This is a genomic window from Vibrio rhizosphaerae (genome assembly GCF_024347095.1).
Lineage (GTDB): Bacteria > Pseudomonadota > Gammaproteobacteria > Enterobacterales > Vibrionaceae > Vibrio > Vibrio rhizosphaerae.
In genome coordinates this window covers 1,793,908-1,812,693 of the sequence record NZ_AP024903.1, presented here as the reverse complement: position 1 = coordinate 1,812,693, position 18,786 = coordinate 1,793,908, and the positions used below count along the sequence as shown (strand labels likewise).

Genomic DNA, 18,786 nt, shown 5'->3' with positions numbered 1-18,786 from the left:
AGTACAGACCGAACGCACTTTGGCGTGAATGCATTTTTTGTGAATACATTCTTTTGCGTCAATAAATCTAATGCGTTGATTGTACAGAATCAAATTGAATAACATTTCCATCGGGGTCAAAAATGTGTAAATGGGAAGGTGATGTAAATAACGAAACTGATTCACCCGGCTGTATTTGGGTATCCCCATGATGAAGATATTTAAAATCATCCACGCCACCACATTGACCAAAAATGTAGGTCATGCCACCGAGTCGTTCGATCACTTCACACTGGAATGTCAGCGTTATGATATCCGTAGTGGTCGAGAGGTGTTCTGGCCGAATTCCTAAGGTCAGTCTTTGACCAGCCTCAAGCCGCGCAGTTTTGATGGGCAAGGTGATTGAACGGCCGACATCCAGACTGACGGTTAAGCTGGTTTCATCCCACATTTCAACGGTGCAGGGGAGAAAGTTCATTTTGGGTGAGCCGATAAATCCGGCAACAAACCGGTTGACCGGATGATGGTACAGATCCATCGGAGAACCGACTTGCTCAACTTTACCGTCACGAAGCACAACAATTTTATCTGCCAGTGTCATGGCTTCGACTTGATCGTGGGTCACGTAAATCATGGTTGATTTAAGCTCTTGGTGTAATTTGGCAATATGCAGACGCATATCTACCCGCAATTCTGCATCAAGATTTGAGAGCGGCTCATCAAACAAAAAGACTTGCGGATCTCTGACGATTGCCCGGCCGATGGCAACACGCTGACGCTGTCCGCCTGAAAGCTGAGCAGGTTTGCGATCGAGCAGTTGTTCCAATTGCAGGGCTTTACTGACCAGACGGACTTTCTTCTCCAGCTCTTGTTTGGGCACTTTGTTGACTTTTAACGAGTACCCCATGTTTTCTGCAACCGTCATATGCGGGTAGAGCGCATAAGACTGGAATACCATTGCGACGCCGCGTTCTGATGGCGGTGTGTCGTTGACCACATTGCCTGCTATCGATATCGCTCCGTCACTGATCTCTTCCAGACCGGCAATCATGCGCAAAAGTGTCGATTTCCCGCACCCCGACGGCCCGACAAACACCACAAATTCTCCTTCTTCTATTGATAAGTTCACGTTGTGGATCGTTTGGGTATCGTCAAAACGTTTTACGACATTGGATAGTTGAATCGAAGACATTTTCAGTTCCTCATAAATGATAATAAATAAAAAGTGTGTGATCTAATTCGTCTTTTATTTAGTAAATTTTATTTTTACTTGCTTGTTTTATCACAATAAACAATTGCTAAAGTGACTTATATCACGTTGAAGAATTACTTCTATGGAAAAAATAACATAAAGGGGCATATTTGCACCATAAATTTTATTTTTTACCAAAAACAAAGGCGTGAAATTTTATGAATAATAATAAATTTAGTAAAAAATTAGCTGCGTTTGCAGTGACAGCTCTATTGTGTTCGCCAATGGTACTGGCACAACAATCCTTATTAGTCTGGGAAGACATCCAAAAGTCTTTTGGTAATGAACAGGCGGTTGCCGAATTTGAAAAACAGCATGATGTCAAAGTGAAAGTGCTGGAAATGCCATACGGTGGTCAGATCGAATCGCTGCGAATGGATGGCCCGGCAGGCACTGGTCCTGATGTGGTGTTGATTCCTCATGATCAGATTGGCGGGGCAGTCATCCAAGGTTTACTGGCACCACTTCAGATTGATAAAGCGGTGACCGACACATTCAGTCAGTCTTCGATTGATGCTTTGACATACAAAGGTGTTCTCTACGGCTTACCCAAATCTGTTGAAACCGTATTTATGGTTTACAACAAAGATCTGATTTCTGAGCTGCCTCAAACGATGGATGAAATATTTGCATTATCGGAGAAGTTCCGTGCAGAAAATAAATATGGCTTGCTGGCTAAGTGGGATGAACTTTACTACGCCTATGGCATTTTAAATGGCATGGGCGGCGATGTTTTTGGCAAACAATCCGACGGTGCTTACAACCCCAATCAAATATTACTGAACACTCCGGGAGCGATTGAAGGCGCGAAATATATTCAGAAGTTCTATACGTCTAAATTATTTCCCACCGGCATTATTGGTAATAACGGACTGAATGCGATTGATTCACTCTTTACCTCGGGCAAAGCCGCAATTGTTGAAACGGGCCCTTGGTCACTGCAACCCTATAAAGAAGCGGGCATTAACTACGGTGTTGCACCACTGCCAAAATTACCCTCCGGTCAACCGATGGGATCATTTATGGGGGTGAAGAGTTATAGCATTTCCACCTTCTCGAAAAATAAACCTCTCGCACAGGAATTTATTACCTTCATTAATAATTACGAGAATGCCAAGCGCCGCTTTGAACTGACAGGTGAAGTCCCGGCGGTGAAAAAACTGGTTAACGATCCTGTGATTAAAAATGATCCGGGTGCCAGTGCGGTTGCGATGCAATCCCTTCACGCGACGTCGATGCCTTCCATTCCTGAAATGAATGAAGTCTGGGGCCCGGCGAACAGTGCATTGCAATTGATTGCCACCGATAAACAAGATGCGAAAAGTGCTCTCGACGCCGCGGTAGAAAGCATTCATATGCAAATCGAAGCCAATCACGCCATGATGGGGCAATAAGTTTATGCCGATGGTTCTGGCAAAAGTTGTTGCTGGCCCGGTGTCTCTGTTGTTGCCCCGGGCTGGTCGATGCCAGACGTTTTCCCAGCTGTTTTCCCCAGATGTATTCAGAAGCGGAGTTTATCAGTGATACCTGACATGAGTGGACATTTCAAGCACGACAAGGGACGCTATCGATCCCACCGGTTGACCGCCGCCTTACTGGCATTCATTCCCGGCTTTGGTCAGTTCTATAACCGACAGTTTGTCAAAGGCATGATGTTTTTCATCTTGCTCACAAGTTTTTATACGGTGACTCGTGATTTTATTTCTCACGGTCTGTGGGGGCTGGTCACGCTGGGGGAAAAGCTACCTGAAGACAATTCTGTTTTCTTACTTGCTAAAGGGATTATTGCTGCGCTTGTGGTGGGATTCGGTTTAGCGGTTTATGCACTGAGTATTCATGACGCGTACAAAAACGGTCAGTTGTCCGATCAAGGTCGTCCGCTGAACTCATTACGTGTTCAGTACCGCAATGTGATCAATGCTGGCTTTCCTTACCTGATGATCAGCCCGGGATTTATTTTGCTGGTCTTTGTGGTGGTGTTTCCGATTATCTTCGGCTTTGCGATTGGCTTTACCAACTACAACTTATACAACTCGCCACCGGCAAAACTGGTTGACTGGGTCGGACTAAAGAACTTCTTTAACATTTTTCAAATTAACCTGTGGCGCAATACGTTTCTCGATGTATTGCAGTGGACGGTCGTCTGGACGCTTGTTGCATCGACATTGCAATGTACCGTCGGCGTGCTGCTGGCGATTCTGGTCAATCAGAAAGACCTCAAATTTAAGCCGCTGATCCGGACCATCTTTATCCTGCCTTGGGCGGTTCCCGGTTTTGTCACCATCCTGATTTTTACCGGGATGTTTAACGACAGTTTCGGGGTGATTAACAACGTGATTCTTAATAGCTTTGGGATTGAGCCGAAAGCTTGGCTGACCGATCCGTTCTGGACCAAGGTCGCGTTGATTATGATTCAGACCTGGCTCGGTTTCCCGTTTGTTTTTGCGATGACGACCGGGGTGTTACAGGCGATCCCAAGTGATCTGTATGAAGCGGCGACGATGGATGGTGCCAGTAAATTCCAGCAGCTCAGGACGATTACCTTACCGTTGGTGTTGTATTCCATTGCCCCGATTTTGATCACCCAATACACGTTTAACTTTAACAACTTCAATATTATTTATCTGTTTAACAATGGTGGTCCGGCGGTCATTGGCAGTAACGCTGGCGGAACCGATATTTTAGTGTCATGGATTTATAAATTAACGATGTCTTCATCGCAATACGGCGTGGCCTCGGCAATCACCTTATTACTGTCGATTTTCGTGGTGGGCATTGCGCTCTGGCAATTCCGGATGACCAAGTCATTCAAAGAAGAGGCGAGATAACCCGATGATGAATAAGTATCAAGCTATGAGTATGAAACGATGAGTATTAAACGTAGTAATCGCATTCGCCTGACTTTGAGTTACGGCCTGATCCTGTTGGTCGCGGTGATCATTATTTACCCATTAGTCTGGACCGTAGGGGCATCGTTCTATCCGGGCAACAGTATCATGGGGGAGTCGATTTTCCCGGATAAACCAACCTGGAGTCACTATGCCACCTTGTTTGCCAATGACAAAGTCGCCTATCTGACTTGGTTCTGGAATAGCCTGAAAATCAGCTTTCTGACCATGGTACTGACGTTGATCTGCGTGTCATGTACCTCATATGCCTTCTCACGATTTCGTTTTAAGGGCAGAAAAAATGGGCTGATGCTGTTCCTGCTGTTGCAAATGATCCCGCAATTTTCAGCGCTCATTGCGATCTTTGTGCTGGCACAGATGCTGGGTCTGATTAACAGCCACCTGGCACTGGTGCTGGTGTATGTCGGGGGCATGATTCCGATGAACACTTATTTAATGAAAGGCTATCTGGACGCTATACCGAAAGATTTGGATGAATCGGCCAAAATGGATGGTGCCAGTCATATCCGTATTTTTCTGGAAATTATATTGCCGATTTCCAAACCAATTATTGCCGTCGTCGCCTTGTTTTCTTTCACCGGGCCACTGGGCGATTTTATTCTCGCGACAACGATTTTAAGAACGCCTGAAAATTATACCTTGCCGATTGGTTTATATAATTTGGTCGTGGAAAAAATGGGCGCAAGTTATACCACCTATGCAGCAGGTGCGGTGCTGATTTCAATCCCGGTCGCGCTGCTTTATCTGTCCTTACAAAAATACTTTGTATCTGGCTTAACCGCCGGCAGTACCAAAGGCTAATACGAGAGAAAGAGATGAACCGAAAATTTAAAGTTGCACTGCTGAGTGCGGCAGTGGCTCTGGCTGGCTGTCAATCCGTTAATTCATCGGCTCATGGTCATGCAGAGAACCAGACCGGGGCGGGAGATGTGGCGATGCCTTCGCCGCAACTCAGAGCCGATTTCATCCGGGGAATGGATATTTCCATGCTGCCGGAAATAGAACAGTTAGGCGGCAAATATTATCAGGATGGTCATGCCCAAGATCTGCTCCACATATTAAAAGAGAATGGGGTGAATTCGATCCGTGCCCGTTTGTGGGTCGATCCGATGTCCGCCAGTGGCGAGGTATTTGGTGGCGGCAATAATACTCTGGCGCGGGCTATTGAACTTGGTCAACGCGCACAGCAAAACGGCATGTCATTCCTGCTTGATATCCATTACAGCGATTTTTGGGCAGATCCGAAGAAGCAACAAAAACCAAAAGCGTGGCAGCAACTGACATTTGAGAACCTCAATCAGAAAGTCTACGACTATACCGCATCGGTGATGAAAACCCTGCATGCGGCTGGCGTTGTGCCAGACATGGTGCAGATCGGGAACGAGTTAAACAGCGGGATGCTATGGCCCGACGGAAAAAGCTGGGGACAGGATGGCAAAGAATTCGACCGCCTGTCACGCCTCTTAAAATCCGGCATTCAGGCGGTGCATGACAATGACAGTGGTCAAGATATCAAAATCATGCTGCACCTCGCTGAAGCGGGAGATAACGGCCTGTTCCGCTGGTGGTTTGATGAAATCACCAAGCGCGGTGTCGATTTTGATGTGATTGGCATGTCTTACTACCCGTGGTGGCACGGCCCCATCGCCAAAGTCAAAGCCAATATGAATGATGTGATCAGTCGTTATCACAAGCCGATCGTCTTGGTGGAAACCGCGTTTCCGTTTACCACGAAAAATGGAGATTCACTCAGTAACAGCTATGCCGGGGCGGGCCCGATTGAAGGGTACAGCGTTTCAGTCAACGGTCAGGCGCAATATCTGACTGACATCATGACTCTGCTGAATGAACTGCCTGATCACCAAGGTTTAGGACTCTATTACTGGGAGCCGGCATGGTTACCGGTGAAGGGGGCGACTTGGTCAACCCGTGCCGGCATGCACTATAGCGGCGATAAAGGGGACATGGGGAACTCGTGGGAAAACCAAGCGTTGTTTGATTTCGAAGGCAATGCCTTACCGTCATTGAAAGTATTTAAAGGTCAATAATGAATTATAAAAAACAGATTATTCCCAAGATAAAAGGCTTACTTCACGGCGCAGATTACAACCCTGAACAATGGTTAGATCGGCCGGATATTCTTGCCAAAGATATTGAACTGATGAAGCAGACTCGATGCAACGTGATGTCTGTCGGGATATTCAGCTGGTCTACCCTTGAACCGGTGGAAGGTGAGTTTCAGTTTGAATGGCTGGACAAGGTGCTGGATAACTTGGCAAATCATGGGATCTCGGTCTTTCTGGCAACCCCGAGCGGCGCTCGCCCGGCGTGGTTGTCTGAGCGATACCCGGATGTGCTGCGAGTCAACAGTGCCCGGGTCAGACAATTGCATGGCGAACGACATAATCATTGTTACAGCTCCCCGAACTATCGGGAGAAGGTGACCATCATCAACACCAAACTGGCAGAGCGTTACAGCCAACACCCGGCGGTGATCGGCTGGCACGTTTCCAATGAATATGGGGGGGATTGTCACTGTCACTATTGTCAGGCTGAGTTTCGGGAATGGCTGAAAAATAAATATGGTTCTCTGGAGCGGCTCAATCAGCTGTGGTGGAGTACCTTCTGGAGTCACACCTATACTCGCTGGGAACAAATTGAGTCACCATCGCCGATCGGGGAGAACTCAATTCACGCGCTGAAGCTGGATTGGAAACGTTTCTGTACCGATCGGGCCGCCAACTTCTGTGCGCATGAGATTGCTCCGTTAAAATCGATCAATCCTGATCTGCCGACTACGGCAAACCTGATGGAGTATTTCTACGACTACAACTATTGGGAACTGGCAAAATCCATTGATGTGGTGTCTTGGGACAGTTATCCGCTGTGGCATCGGGACAGTGATGAAGTGGCGCTCGCCTGTTATACCGGCATGTATCATGATTTGATGCGCACGCTGAAAAACCAGCCGTTTTTACTGATGGAATCAACTCCGAGCCAGACCAACTGGCAGCCGATCACCAAGCTGAAAAAAGACGGTGTGCATCTGCTTTCTTCTTTACAGGCGGTGGCTCATGGCTCGGATTCTGTCCAATATTTCCAGTGGCGTAAAAGCCGCGGATCGGTCGAGAAATTTCATGGTGCCGTCATCGATCATGTCGGTCATGCCAATACCCGTACCGGCCGGGAAGTGACCGCCGTCGGCGAGTATCTGCAACAGATCAATGCTGTGGCAGGCTCGGGGACGCCAGCTGAAGTCGCGATTATTTTTGACTGGGAAAACCGGTGGGCTATCGATGATGCGTCCGGGCCTCGCAACGAGGGCATGCATTATGAGCAAACCGTATGTGATCACTACCGTGGCTTCTGGCAGCAAGGGATTAGCTGCGACATTATCGAGCAGCTTTGTGATTTTACACCTTACAAAGTCATTGTTGCGCCGATGCTGTACCTGTTGAAACCGAATGTCGCAGAGCGTCTGGAAGCGTTTGTTGCGCAGGGCGGGACGCTGGTCGCAACGTATTGGAGTGGCATTGTTGATCACAATGACCTGTGCTTCTTAGGTGGTTTTCCCGGTGGGGAAGGCAGCCCGTTACGCCGTACTTTGGGGATTTGGGCAGAAGAGATTGACTCACTCTATGACCATGAGCGGGTACGGTTTGACGTGGATACGAATGCCGGTCTTGGCTTCGGTGGTGAATTTAAAGCCAAACACTTAATGGAACATATTCATTTAGAGACGGCTCAGGCACTGGCTTATTACCGCGAAGACCTCTTTGACGGGTGTCCGGTCATCACCAAGAACCATCTCGGTCAGGGGTGTGCTTACTACATTGCAGCCCGCACCGGGACTGAATTCAATACGTTATTTTATTCCGCGCTGGCGGATTTGCACGGCCTTCATAAACCGATGGCGCATGTACCTGATGGCGTGTCCGTGACCACCCGTGAAGATCAACAGTCTCGCTACTTATTTATTATGAACTTTATGAATGAGCCGCGAGATGTAACCGTTCCGCCCGGCACATGGGTCAATGAAAATACAGGCGATGCCGTTGAGGAGAATATGATGATTCAACCTTATCAGGTGATTGTCATCAGCAGTCAAAAATAACGAAACCGATATCCATAATCCTGCCGCCTAATTATTTAGGCGGCGATGAATGATGAAATTAAAAAAATGAGATGACATTCATCTCACGGGTCACTATTGCCTGAATTTATGTCACGGCGATATTGACCCAGCCAATAACGCACAATAATACAAAAGGAAATAAAGATGAAAAAAACAATATTGACAGTCGCAATTTTAGGCGCTTTATCTGCCACTCAAGCTTTTGCGGTCGATTTCAATGGTTATGTCCGGGCTGGCTTAGGCGCCAGTTCCGACGGGGGCGGCACCAAAGGCGGGGATGAATTTAATAAAACTAAATTAGGTCGTCTGGGCAATGAATTTGATACATATTCCGAAATTGGTTTAGGTCAGGAATTATTTAATGCCGACGGCCGTTCGATGTATTTTCAAAGCATGATTGAAATGTCATCCAACGGGAATCTTGAATCTGAAAATAGTAAAGATGACAGCGCCAACTTTGGGATTAAACAGTTAAATATTCAGGCGAAGGGCTATATTCCGTCTCTGCCGGATGCGGTGATCTGGGCCGGTAAACGTTTTTATCAGCGCCATGATATTCATATTATCGATACCAAATACTGGAATGTATCCGGTTACGGCGCAGGGATCGAAAACATCAAGTTCAATACCGGTGCCATGTCAGCGGCAGTGATCCGGGCCGACAACGAATTAGCGACGTGGGACGGAAGCGGTAAGAAAACCAGCCACGGTGATCTCAATACATATTTCTTAGACTTACGTTATGCGGGATTCAGCCCGTGGGAAGGCGCGTGGACGGAGTTCGGTGTCGATTATGCAATCGTTAATCCAACCGATAAACAAGAAGATTTGGCTAAAAATTTCGATAACGGTTTGATGTTAACTGCAGAGCTGAGCCAGAAATTTTCATTGGGTTATAACAAATTTGTCCTTCAATACATGGACAAAGGGCTGGCACAAAATGCGATCTCGCAAGGCGGGGGATGGTATGACATCTGGAGTGGTGATGTTAGTCATGCCAAAGGTTTCCGTTTGATCAGTACCGGTGATTTGAACTTAAGCGACAACGTCGTGATCAATCATGTTTTCACTTACGGCAATGCCAAAGATCATGGCGACGGGCTGGATAAGGAAACCATGGTCTCATTTGTTGCCCGTCCGACTTATATCTGGTCGCCGTACAACAAAACCATGTTAGAGGTCGGCTATTTTGACCAAGACAAAACCAAAGACTCCGGCAGTGAAGATCAGTTTAGCGGCACAAAATTCACTCTTGCTCATGCAATTTCTGCCGGTGAATCTTTCTTCGCTCGTCCGGAAATCCGCTTCTTCGTGACTTACCTGAAAGACAATGAAGGTCATTCATTTGACAACAACAAGCGCAACAACACGTTTAACTACGGTGTGCAAATCGAAGCTTGGTGGTAATGAGCGTGGGTTAATCCGACGGTTAGGCCAGTGTGGTGCCACACTGGCCGATACATCGAAAAATTTTTATTGGTTTTTGAGGCAATTTATATTCAGCCGGAAGGGATGGCGAATATGTCTGTATTGCACTTTTTCAGCATTTTGATTTGGACTGACCTATGAAATCTCTGTCGTTAAAAAATAAGATCATTACCTTATTTGGGGTGTCATTAATGATGACCATCATCACGGCTTATTTTAGCGTTAAATCTGTGATTGGTGACTATATTAATCAAAGTTACGACAGTCGTATGGTGAGTAATGTCAGTTTGATTAGCAGCGAAATCAGGCAGTCGATCGAACGGGAAATATCGGTGATTGAAAGCCTTGATTTCGGAATCATTGGTATTCGGGATACGAAGCAAAAGCTCGGCTATGAACAAGTTGTTAAGCTGATTAATAAAACTGCATTGAGTGATAAAGGCAGTTTGGATAAAGCACAGTCTCAATACTATATCGATCTGGCTCGTGACCACGCCGATGGTATTAAAATCACGCAAGTTTTCTCTGACAGTGGTCAGGCAAAAGTGATCATCTCGAAGAAGAAAAATGGCGTCGTCGATTTTTTCACGATCAATCTGGGACTGATTGGTGAATTAATTGAACGGTATAGCGTGCCCGGTGTTTATTTTGAGTTGTTGGATGAACAGGAGAATTCTATTTATTCAACCGGAAAGTCAAACTTAGCACTCACCCAAGTGGATACAATTACCGTTGCGGGTTCACATTGGTATTTACGCTCGTATATTGACTATGGCTATGTCAATCAAATCATCGATAAGATCAATCAGGATATTACGAAGTATCTGTCACTGTGTGCATTTATGATGCTGGCGATAAGTCTGATTATTCTTAATGTTCAGTTAAACCCGTTATCAAAATTAAAGAAATTAGTGGAAAACCTGTCTGGCAGTGATGCAGACCTGACCCAAAGAATTAATCTGAACCGTCAAGATGAAATTGGTGATATCTCGAATTCTGTCAATTGTTTTATCGATAATTTACAGGCTCTATTTAAAAACATCTCAGGGTCAAATCAGGCGTTGAATGAAGCCAGAGCCGCGCTTGATGTGCAGGTCGGACGAAATATTGCCTCGGTCGCGAGTTATAACAAGCAAAGTGAAAACTTGTCGCAAGCTATCAGTGATATTCGACAGTCATCACTGGATATACAGCAACAAACCCGTCAGGCAATGGCACTCGCTGAACAAGTCAGCCATCAGGTCAGTCATGCCGCAGATAAAGGCGTTGTGGCTGAGAATATGGTCATCGCCTTAGATGAGAACACCCAAAAAATATCTTCATCAATTGATGTGATGGAAACGGTCTCGCAGGGAATCAGTTCCATTCTGAGTTCCATTCAGAAAATAGCCGATCAAACGGATCTACTCGCGTTAAATGCTTCGATTGAGGCCGCACGAGCCGGTGAATCCGGAAAAGGGTTTGCTGTGGTTGCTGAAGAAGTTCGGGCACTGGCGTCGAAAACCCGCAGCAGCACGATTGAAATTGATCAGTTTCTTATTCAGTTTTCCAACTCATCAGATCAAATTACCGGACAAATGTCTCAGGTTCAGAAGAGCAGCGAGTTAAGCCGCAACAGTACATTAGAAGTGATTGAACAAATTCAGTTGGTTGAGAAAGCAGTTGATGAAATCAATACCATTAATTCATGTATATCGAAGGCGTCAGATAGCCAGTGCGCCATGATGGAGACGCTGAACTCAGAGATCGAGCACTCTGATGCTTTGAGTGAAGACATTACCCGGAGTGCAAATGAGATTGCCAGTGTTCAGGGGGATATTCGCCGGGTTTCCTCAGCATTAACGAAAGACGTGGCAATTTTCAAAGTTTAACGATGCAGCAATGGTCTCAAATAGCAATGGTCTGAAATAAGGCAAGGAGAATCAACTATGAAGGTTTTGGTTACAGGCGGGATGGGATACATCGGCAGTCACACCTGCGTCCGACTGATTGAAGCGGGGATGACCCCCATCATTATCGATAATTTGTGTAACGCCAATATCGCAGTATTAAGCCGCATTGCAGCACTCACCGGGAAACAGCCTCTGTTTTATCAGGGGGATATTCGTGATGAAGCCTTTTTAGATTCGGTTTTCGCCAACCACGCGATTCAGGCTGTCATTCACTTTGCCGGTCTTAAGGCGGTCGGTGAGTCCGTTGCAAAGCCCTTGGAATACTATGACAACAACGTCACCGGCACTTTGGTACTGGCGCGTTGTATGCGGAAAGCGGGGGTGAAAAGTCTGGTATTTAGTTCTTCGGCAACCGTATACGGCGATCCTGACAGGGTGCCGATCACCGAAGAATCACCAACCGGTGCCACCACCAACCCTTACGGGCGCAGTAAATACATCGTGGAGCAATGTCTGAGCGACTTATTTGCCGCCGAAGGGGATTGGAGTATCACTTTGCTGCGTTACTTTAATCCGGTCGGGGCACATCCGTCCGGCACGATGGGAGAAGATCCGCAAGGGATCCCCAATAATCTGATGCCGTTTATTGCTCAGGTCGCAATCGGCCGCCGGGAGAAACTGTCGGTATTCGGTCACGATTACCCAACCCCGGACGGCACCGGTGTGCGCGACTATATTCACGTCATGGATTTAGCCGACGGCCATATCGCCGCGCTCAAAGCTGTGGGTGAAAAGTCAGGGCTACACATTTATAACCTCGGAACAGGCAAAGGCTCGAGTGTGCTTGAAATGGTCGAAGCCTTCGGCAAAGCCTGCGGTCATCCGATACTTTATGAGCTGTGTCCGCGTCGTCCGGGTGATATCGCCGAATGCTGGGCAAGCACAGCTAAAGCCGAACGTGATCTGGGCTGGAAAGCCACACGCACCATTGAAGAGATGACAGCCGATACTTGGCACTGGCAACGCAATCATCCACAAGGTTATGCCCGCCAATTGGACGGGGAAATACCACAAGAAAAATTTAACCGTTGAGTAAGTAAGATGCCGAACATTGAATTTAACCCGGTGGATCACCCACATCGTCGTTACAACCCACTGACGGGTCAATGGATTTTAGTTTCCCCTCATCGTGCCAAACGGCCTTGGTGTGGCGCGGATGAGCAACCCGCACTTGATGCGTTACCCGGCTACGATGAGACCTGTTTTCTCTGCCCGACAAACAAACGCGTTTCTGGCGATGTCAATCCGGACTATCAGGGCACGTATGTGTTCGATAATGATTTTGCCGCGCTGATGGTTGATTCACCCGATGCGCCGGTATCCGACCATCCGTTGTTTCAAACCCAAGGGGTTCGCGGTTTGAGCCGCGTGATCTGCTTTTCTCCGGATCACAGCAAAACCTTGCCGGAGCTGACGGTGGGTCAAATCCGTCATGTGATTGATACCTGGAATGATCAGATTGAAGCTCTCGGTAAAGACTACCTCTGGGTACAAGTATTTGAGAACAAAGGTGAAACGATGGGGTGCTCACAGCCGCATCCGCACGGCCAGATTTGGGCGAATAGCTTCTTACCGAACGAGATCGCGCGTAAAGATCATTATCAAAGAGCCTATTACCAAGCGTATGGCCGTCACTTGTTGGTGGACTATGTGCAAGCTGAGCTTAAAGATGGCTCGCGGATGGTGGTTGAAACTGAGCACTGGATCGCGCTGGTGCCTTATTGGGCCGCATGGCCATTTGAAACCATGCTGCTGCCTAAAACACATATTCGCCGTATGAGTGAACTGAGTGAAGCGCAGCGGGATGATCTCGCCGTAGCAATCAAAAAACTGACCAGTCGATACGACAACCTGTTCCAATGTTCTTTCCCGTACAGCATGGGCTGGCACTATGCGCCATTCTTTACCGACGCGGATGCGGAAGGGGAGAGCATCGAACACTGGCAATTACACGCGGTGTTCTATCCGCCGCTGCTCCGCAGTGCCACGGTCCGAAAGTTCATGGTGGGCTATGAAATGTTAGCTGAGGCGCAACGCGATCTCACCGCAGAACAAGCCGCGCAGCGTCTGCGTGAGCTGAGCGATGTGCATTATAAAGCACAGTAACCCGGCAAATTCGGTGAATCCCGGTCACGGGATAATGCAACTGACGACTCACAGGCAAGTGGCAATGTGTTATCCCGATCCCCATTTTCATGTTTAAGAGAGTGTTTCTATGTCTGATTGTATCCACAATGTGAATCAGGGCCTTGTAAAACAGGGTCTTGTAAAACAGAGCTTTGTAAAACAGAGCTTTGAACAGGTGTTGGGCTATGCGCCCAGCCATATCATTCAAGCCCCCGGGCGGGTGAACCTGATTGGAGAACACACTGACTACAATGATGGCTTCGTATTGCCCTGTGCGATTAACTATCAAACGGTGGTCGCTGCCGCGAAGCGCCATGACAATCTGGTGCGTGTCGTTTCTGTGGATTATGGCAACGCCGTCGACGAGTTCGATATCCGTCAGGCCATTACTTTCCAGCCAGACAAAATGTGGGCGAACTACATTCGGGGCGTGGTGAAGTGCCTGCTGGCCCGCGGTTATCCGCTCGGCGGCGCAGATATCACCGTCAGCGGTAATGTCCCGCAAGGTGCAGGATTAAGCTCGTCTGCGGCACTTGAAGTGGTGATCGGACAAACCTTTAAAGCGCTCTTCAATCTGGATATCAGTCAGGCGGAAATTGCATTAAATGGTCAGCAGGCGGAGAACGAATTTGTCGGCTGTAACTGCGGCATTATGGATCAAATGATTTCGGCACAAGGGCGTGAAAACCACGCCATGCTACTGGATTGTCGGAGTCTGGAAACAACGGCGGTATCGATGCCGGAAAACGTGGCTGTACTGATCATTAACTCCAATAAAAAACGCGGCTTAGTCGACAGTGAATACAATACCCGTCGTCAGCAGTGTGAAGCAGCCGCGCAAGTGTTTGGTGTCAAAGCGCTGCGTGATGTCAGTATCGAGCAATTCAATCAAAGACGTGCAGAACTGGACCCAATCGTTGCGAAACGGGCCCGGCATGTTATCACCGAAAATGCCCGGACGCTTGAAGCGGCAGAAGCGCTGGGCGCCAATGATATGCGGCGGATGGGCAGATTAATGGCGGAATCCCATGTATCGATGCGTGATGATTTTGAAATCACCGTACAAGAAATCGACCTGTTAGTTGAGATGGTGAAAGCCGTGATCGGTGATGAAGGCGGCGTGCGCATGACCGGCGGTGGTTTTGGTGGCTGTGTCGTTGCGCTGATACCTTCAACATTGGTTGAATCCGTCACAGCAACGGTCGAAGCCCGATATGAACCAGAAACCGGCCTCAAAGCCTCGATTTATGTGTGTCAGGCGAAAGCGGGTGCTGGTGTCATGGCAAGCGATGTTGATGATGTCACACCGCGTTGACGCTGCATCCCGCTTCGTTTATTGATGTGCTTCAGGCTCAGAGAGCAAACGGCCCTGTTCGTCCAGAATTTGCTCTCCATCTTCCTTGAAGTACGGGCCCGCCGGCCAGTTGTCGAGTAAAGCCAGCACCGCTTCACTTGGCCGACATAATTTGACGCCTTTTGGCGAACAGACGATGGGCCGATTGACTAAAACCGGGTGCTCAAGCATGGCATTGATGAGCGTTTCATCGGTGACATTTTCATCGAGTAATCCCAGCGCTTTGGCCGGGGATTTACTCGTTCTCAGCGCTTCCCGCGGTGTGATGTTCGCCGCGGCAAAAAGCCCCAGAAGCTGATTTCGTGTCCATCCGTCTTGTAAGTATTCGATGATAACCGGTGTATATCCTGCATCCTCAATGATCTGCAAAACATTTCTCGATGTACCGCACTCAGGGTTGTGATGTATCACAATCATAACGTTACCTTATTTTTTTCATTGAACATCCGGCATCCCCAACTCAGACGCAGGTGACAGTGAGAACACTGAATCCGTCAGCCAGTCAGCGAATTGGGCGAATAATTGGGTGAATACTGCTGCAAACATGTTTACGCTCCGAACCAATGCCGTGTGCGGTTCGCAAACCACACCAGCGACAGCATCACGGGAACTTCCACCAACACGCCGACCACTGTGGCCAGCGCTGCGCCGGAATGCAGGCCAAACAACGAAATTGCGACGGCAACGGCCAGTTCAAAGAAGTTCGATGTCCCGATCATGCAGGCGGGAGCGGCGACGTTATGGGGTAACTTCATCTGTTTCGCCAGAAAATAAGCAATCGCAAAAATGCCGTAAGTCTGGATCAGCAGCGGAATAGCAATCAGCACGATCGCTTGCGGTTTCGCAATGATCGTTTCCGACTGAAAGCCAAAGAGTAAAACAACCGTTGCCAGTAAGCCGATGATTGACCAAGGCTTCATCGTCGCTAAAAACTGATTCAATCGTGAATGGTCATCGGCCTTATCCAGCTTTTGGCGGGTCACCGCACCGGCAATCAGCGGAATCAGCACATATAAGATGACCGACAGAAATAATGTATCCCACGGCACGGTAATATCGGTGACGCCTAACAGCATTCCTGCAATCGGTGCGAAGGCAAAGATCATGATGATGTCGTTGATAGAAACCTGCACCAGTGTGTAGTTTGCATCGCCTTTGGTCAGTTGACTCCAGACAAACACCATGGCGGTACAAGGTGCAACACCCAGTAAGATCATGCCGGCGATATATTCGGTTGCCGTTTGTGGATCCACCCAGTCTGCAAACAGCCCCTTGAAGAATAACCAGCCAAGGAAAGCCATCGTAAACGGCTTGATTAACCAGTTAATCACGATGGTGAGAGCGAGACCTTTAGGTTTCTTACCGACGTCTTTCAATGAAGAAAAGTCAATCTGTACCATCATTGGATAAATCATCAGCCAGATGAGTACCGCAATCACCAGATTGACATGTGCATATTCGAGGCTGGCGATGGCAGAGAAAGCGTCAGGGACAAGACTGCCAAGGAGAATACCAACGACAATGGCAATCCCCACCCACACAGATAAATAGCGTTCAAATAATCCCATATTTCCCCCTCAAATCGAACGCTGATTGACACGCTGGCTTAACTGATCAGCCGACTCAACACGTTCAGAATATCTGTCTACGAAATAGTCTTTATTGCTCCGCAGCAATAAAGTGAACTTCATGAGCTCTTCCATCACATCCACAATCCGATTGTAATAAGAGGAAGGTTTCATCCGGTCGTTTTCATCAAACTCAAGAAAAGCTTTCGCCACACTGGATTGATTCGGGATAGTGACCATGCGCATCCAGCGGCCAAGAATCCGTAACTGATTCACCACATTGAATGACTGTGAACCCCCGCAGACCTGCATCACCGCTAACGTTTTGCCCTGCGTCGGCCTTACGGCCCCGATGCTCAGCGGTACCCAGTCAATCTGGCTTTTAAATATGCTGCTCATGGTGCCGTGACGCTCTGGTGAACACCACACTTGTCCTTCTGACCACATCATTAATTCCCGGAGTTCTTTCACCTTGGGGTGACTTTCATCTTCGGTATCTGTCTGTGGCAGACCTTCAGGGTTGAAGATTTTTACTTCAGCGCCCATTTGCGTGAGGAGGCGAGCACATTCTTCGACCACTAAGCGGCTGAATGAGCGCTTTCTTAACGAGCCGTAAAGTAAAAGGATGCGCGGCGCATGGTCAGCCGGTGTGCTCTGACACTGATCAAATGTTGGAATCTCAAACTGCGACTCATCAATATTCGGCAGGGTAATATCTTGACGCATACCTACAGCGCTCCTAACTTCGCCAATTCCGCTTTGAGTTCGGCAGGGGAGAGGTCTTGTGCTGCGATGGGGAGTAATTGGTTAACCCGCGCTGTGATTTCAGCAATACAGGCGCGAAACCCTTGGGCTTTCTCTGCTTCACTGCCTTCAATTTTAGAAGGGTCGGCTAATCCCCAATGGACTTTAACTGAATTACCAAACCACACAGGGCAGGCTTCTCCGGCAGCAGAATCACATACGGTCACAACCACATCGGGTTGGAAATCTTCAAACTCATCCCAAGACTGGCTTTGCAGACCTTCAACAGAAATATTAGCTTCTTTCAGGTACTGAACAGAAAGCGGATGCACCATCCCTGAAGGCTGGCTCCCGGCACTTTTGGCAATAATCCGTTCTCCGGCCACATGATTGGTGATGGCTTCAGATAAGATACTGCGACAGCGGTTGTGGGTGCAGATATACAGAATTTTCATGGTGATTCCTCTTGATTAGCAGCAAGAAGCTTGCTGTTTCGCTGCTTTCAGTTTTGACAAAGCATCAGCAAAGTAGTCGGGATTGCTATCAGCCGTTTGACGGATAACCGCTTTTGCCCAGTCAGGCAGTTGTTCGTGTAGTTGGTAATACACCCACTTACCACGGCGCTCATCTCGCAAAATATTACATTTGCGTAGCTCGGCTAAATGGCGTGAAACTTTCGGTTGGTCAAGCTCAAGTGCAGCCATGAGGTCACACACGCAAGCTTCTTCGAGTTGATGAATAATCAAAATCGACTTGAGTCTGGTGTCATCAGACAAGCATTTGAAAAATTGTAATGGTGTCATGTTTCACATCTCTTAAAACCAATATATATGAAATATAATATATGTGTTTTTCCATATGTCAATTTTGTAAGCAGAGCTGTCAGCGGAATGTCGCAATGTTTGCTGACTTTGTGGCAAGCCCGGCATCAGATTTTGTCAGTGCAGGCGTCAGGTTATCTGATTGTGGGGAAGGAAAAGTATGGAAAAAGTATGAGATTTTGCATGCTACTTTGTAATAAAAAGATCAGTTTTCAATGCTTACTTTTTCCGGCCATGCCAATCCCCCTTGGTTTAAGGAGGGGGAGCACTTTTGAAGATTAGCGTTTATGATGGCATTTCTGTGAAGCGTATTAGACGGGGTAAATTGGCCTGATATCATTCGAGTCATTTACTATATAAGGTAGAAAATGAAGCAAAATATTGTACACATTGCATTGGTAGTGAAGGACTACGATGAAGCGATCGATTTTTATGTGAATAAGCTTCAATGATGACCGAAATATGGTTGTGGGGGGGATTTCAGCAACATGTCGAAAATCTTCAATCTATTGCTCAG

The 18,786-nt window shown here is 47.6% G+C and carries 16 protein-coding genes and 1 pseudogene; 11 read left to right on the top strand and 6 right to left on the bottom strand.

Annotated features, from left to right (window positions below; translation table 11 throughout):
* Window positions 1-67: 67 nt before the first annotated feature.
* Window positions 68-1,171 carry an ABC transporter ATP-binding protein gene (locus tag OCV37_RS07730; RefSeq protein WP_038179250.1) on the bottom strand — a complete coding sequence of 368 codons (1,104 nt, stop codon included), beginning with the start codon at window positions 1,169-1,171 and terminating at the stop codon, window positions 68-70.
* Window positions 1,172-1,389: 218 nt separating this feature from the next.
* On the opposite strand from OCV37_RS07730, the gene OCV37_RS07725 reads away from it, so the two are divergent.
* The 10 genes from OCV37_RS07725 to galK all read left to right on the top strand — a co-directional run bounded on the left by OCV37_RS07725 (window position 1,390) and on the right by galK (window position 15,097).
* A complete protein-coding gene (locus OCV37_RS07725) occupies window positions 1,390-2,625 on the top strand; it encodes an extracellular solute-binding protein (RefSeq protein WP_038179252.1) in 1,236 nt (411 codons plus the stop codon).
* 138 nt (window positions 2,626-2,763) lie between these two features.
* Window positions 2,764-4,059, top strand: coding sequence for a sugar ABC transporter permease (locus OCV37_RS07720; protein WP_038179253.1), 1,296 nt, complete (start codon window positions 2,764-2,766; stop codon window positions 4,057-4,059).
* 39 nt (window positions 4,060-4,098) lie between these two features.
* Window positions 4,099-4,941, top strand: a complete 843-nt coding sequence (locus tag OCV37_RS07715) for a sugar ABC transporter permease (protein WP_038179255.1) — start codon at window positions 4,099-4,101, stop codon at window positions 4,939-4,941.
* 14 nt (window positions 4,942-4,955) lie between these two features.
* Window positions 4,956-6,188, top strand: coding sequence for a glycoside hydrolase family 53 protein (locus OCV37_RS07710; protein WP_038179257.1), 1,233 nt, complete (start codon window positions 4,956-4,958; stop codon window positions 6,186-6,188).
* The gene (locus OCV37_RS07705; RefSeq protein WP_038179259.1) at window positions 6,188-8,254 is read left to right on the top strand and encodes a beta-galactosidase; all 2,067 of its coding nucleotides are present in this window, start codon (window positions 6,188-6,190) and stop codon (window positions 8,252-8,254) included. The genes OCV37_RS07710 and OCV37_RS07705 overlap by 1 nt, the downstream gene beginning before the upstream one ends.
* A 165-nt stretch (window positions 8,255-8,419) precedes the next feature.
* Complete coding sequence (locus OCV37_RS07700; protein ID WP_038179261.1) at window positions 8,420-9,682, top strand: maltoporin; 1,263 nt, start codon at window positions 8,420-8,422, stop codon at window positions 9,680-9,682.
* 212 nt (window positions 9,683-9,894) lie between these two features.
* Window positions 9,895-11,574 (top strand): methyl-accepting chemotaxis protein, encoded by a 1,680-nt coding sequence (locus OCV37_RS07695; RefSeq protein WP_169739351.1) that lies wholly within the window; start codon window positions 9,895-9,897, stop codon window positions 11,572-11,574.
* A gap of 57 nt (window positions 11,575-11,631) precedes the next feature.
* Window positions 11,632-12,687 carry a UDP-glucose 4-epimerase GalE gene (gene galE / locus OCV37_RS07690; protein ID WP_051680396.1) on the top strand — a complete coding sequence of 352 codons (1,056 nt, stop codon included), beginning with the start codon at window positions 11,632-11,634 and terminating at the stop codon, window positions 12,685-12,687.
* Window positions 12,688-12,696: 9 nt separating this feature from the next.
* Window positions 12,697-13,761 carry a UDP-glucose--hexose-1-phosphate uridylyltransferase gene (locus OCV37_RS07685; protein ID WP_038179265.1) on the top strand — a complete coding sequence of 355 codons (1,065 nt, stop codon included), beginning with the start codon at window positions 12,697-12,699 and terminating at the stop codon, window positions 13,759-13,761.
* Between the two features lie 109 nt (window positions 13,762-13,870).
* A complete protein-coding gene (gene galK, locus OCV37_RS07680; protein WP_084717428.1) occupies window positions 13,871-15,097 on the top strand; it encodes a galactokinase in 1,227 nt (408 codons plus the stop codon).
* Between the two features lie 18 nt (window positions 15,098-15,115).
* On the opposite strand, the gene arsC is transcribed toward galK, so the two are convergent.
* From arsC to OCV37_RS07655, 5 genes are all read right to left on the bottom strand, one after another.
* Window positions 15,116-15,553, bottom strand: coding sequence for an arsenate reductase (glutaredoxin) (gene arsC, locus OCV37_RS07675; RefSeq protein WP_038179267.1), 438 nt, complete (start codon window positions 15,551-15,553; stop codon window positions 15,116-15,118).
* Window positions 15,554-15,684: 131 nt separating this feature from the next.
* The gene (gene arsB, locus OCV37_RS07670; RefSeq protein WP_038179268.1) at window positions 15,685-16,704 is read right to left on the bottom strand and encodes an ACR3 family arsenite efflux transporter; all 1,020 of its coding nucleotides are present in this window, start codon (window positions 16,702-16,704) and stop codon (window positions 15,685-15,687) included.
* Between the two features lie 9 nt (window positions 16,705-16,713).
* The gene (gene arsH / locus OCV37_RS07665) at window positions 16,714-17,430 is read right to left on the bottom strand and encodes an arsenical resistance protein ArsH (protein ID WP_038179270.1); all 717 of its coding nucleotides are present in this window, start codon (window positions 17,428-17,430) and stop codon (window positions 16,714-16,716) included.
* A gap of 2 nt (window positions 17,431-17,432) precedes the next feature.
* Entirely contained in the window at window positions 17,433-17,903 is a 471-nt protein-coding gene (locus OCV37_RS07660) for an arsenate reductase ArsC (protein WP_038179272.1), read from the bottom strand.
* 15 nt (window positions 17,904-17,918) lie between these two features.
* Window positions 17,919-18,251, bottom strand: coding sequence for a metalloregulator ArsR/SmtB family transcription factor (locus tag OCV37_RS07655; protein ID WP_038179274.1), 333 nt, complete (start codon window positions 18,249-18,251; stop codon window positions 17,919-17,921).
* 386 nt (window positions 18,252-18,637) lie between these two features.
* On the opposite strand from OCV37_RS07655, the pseudogene OCV37_RS07650 reads away from it, so the two are divergent.
* Window positions 18,638-18,718 (top strand): annotated as a pseudogene (locus OCV37_RS07650) (VOC family protein); the annotation flags it as partial.
* Between the last annotated feature and the right edge of the window lie 68 nt (window positions 18,719-18,786).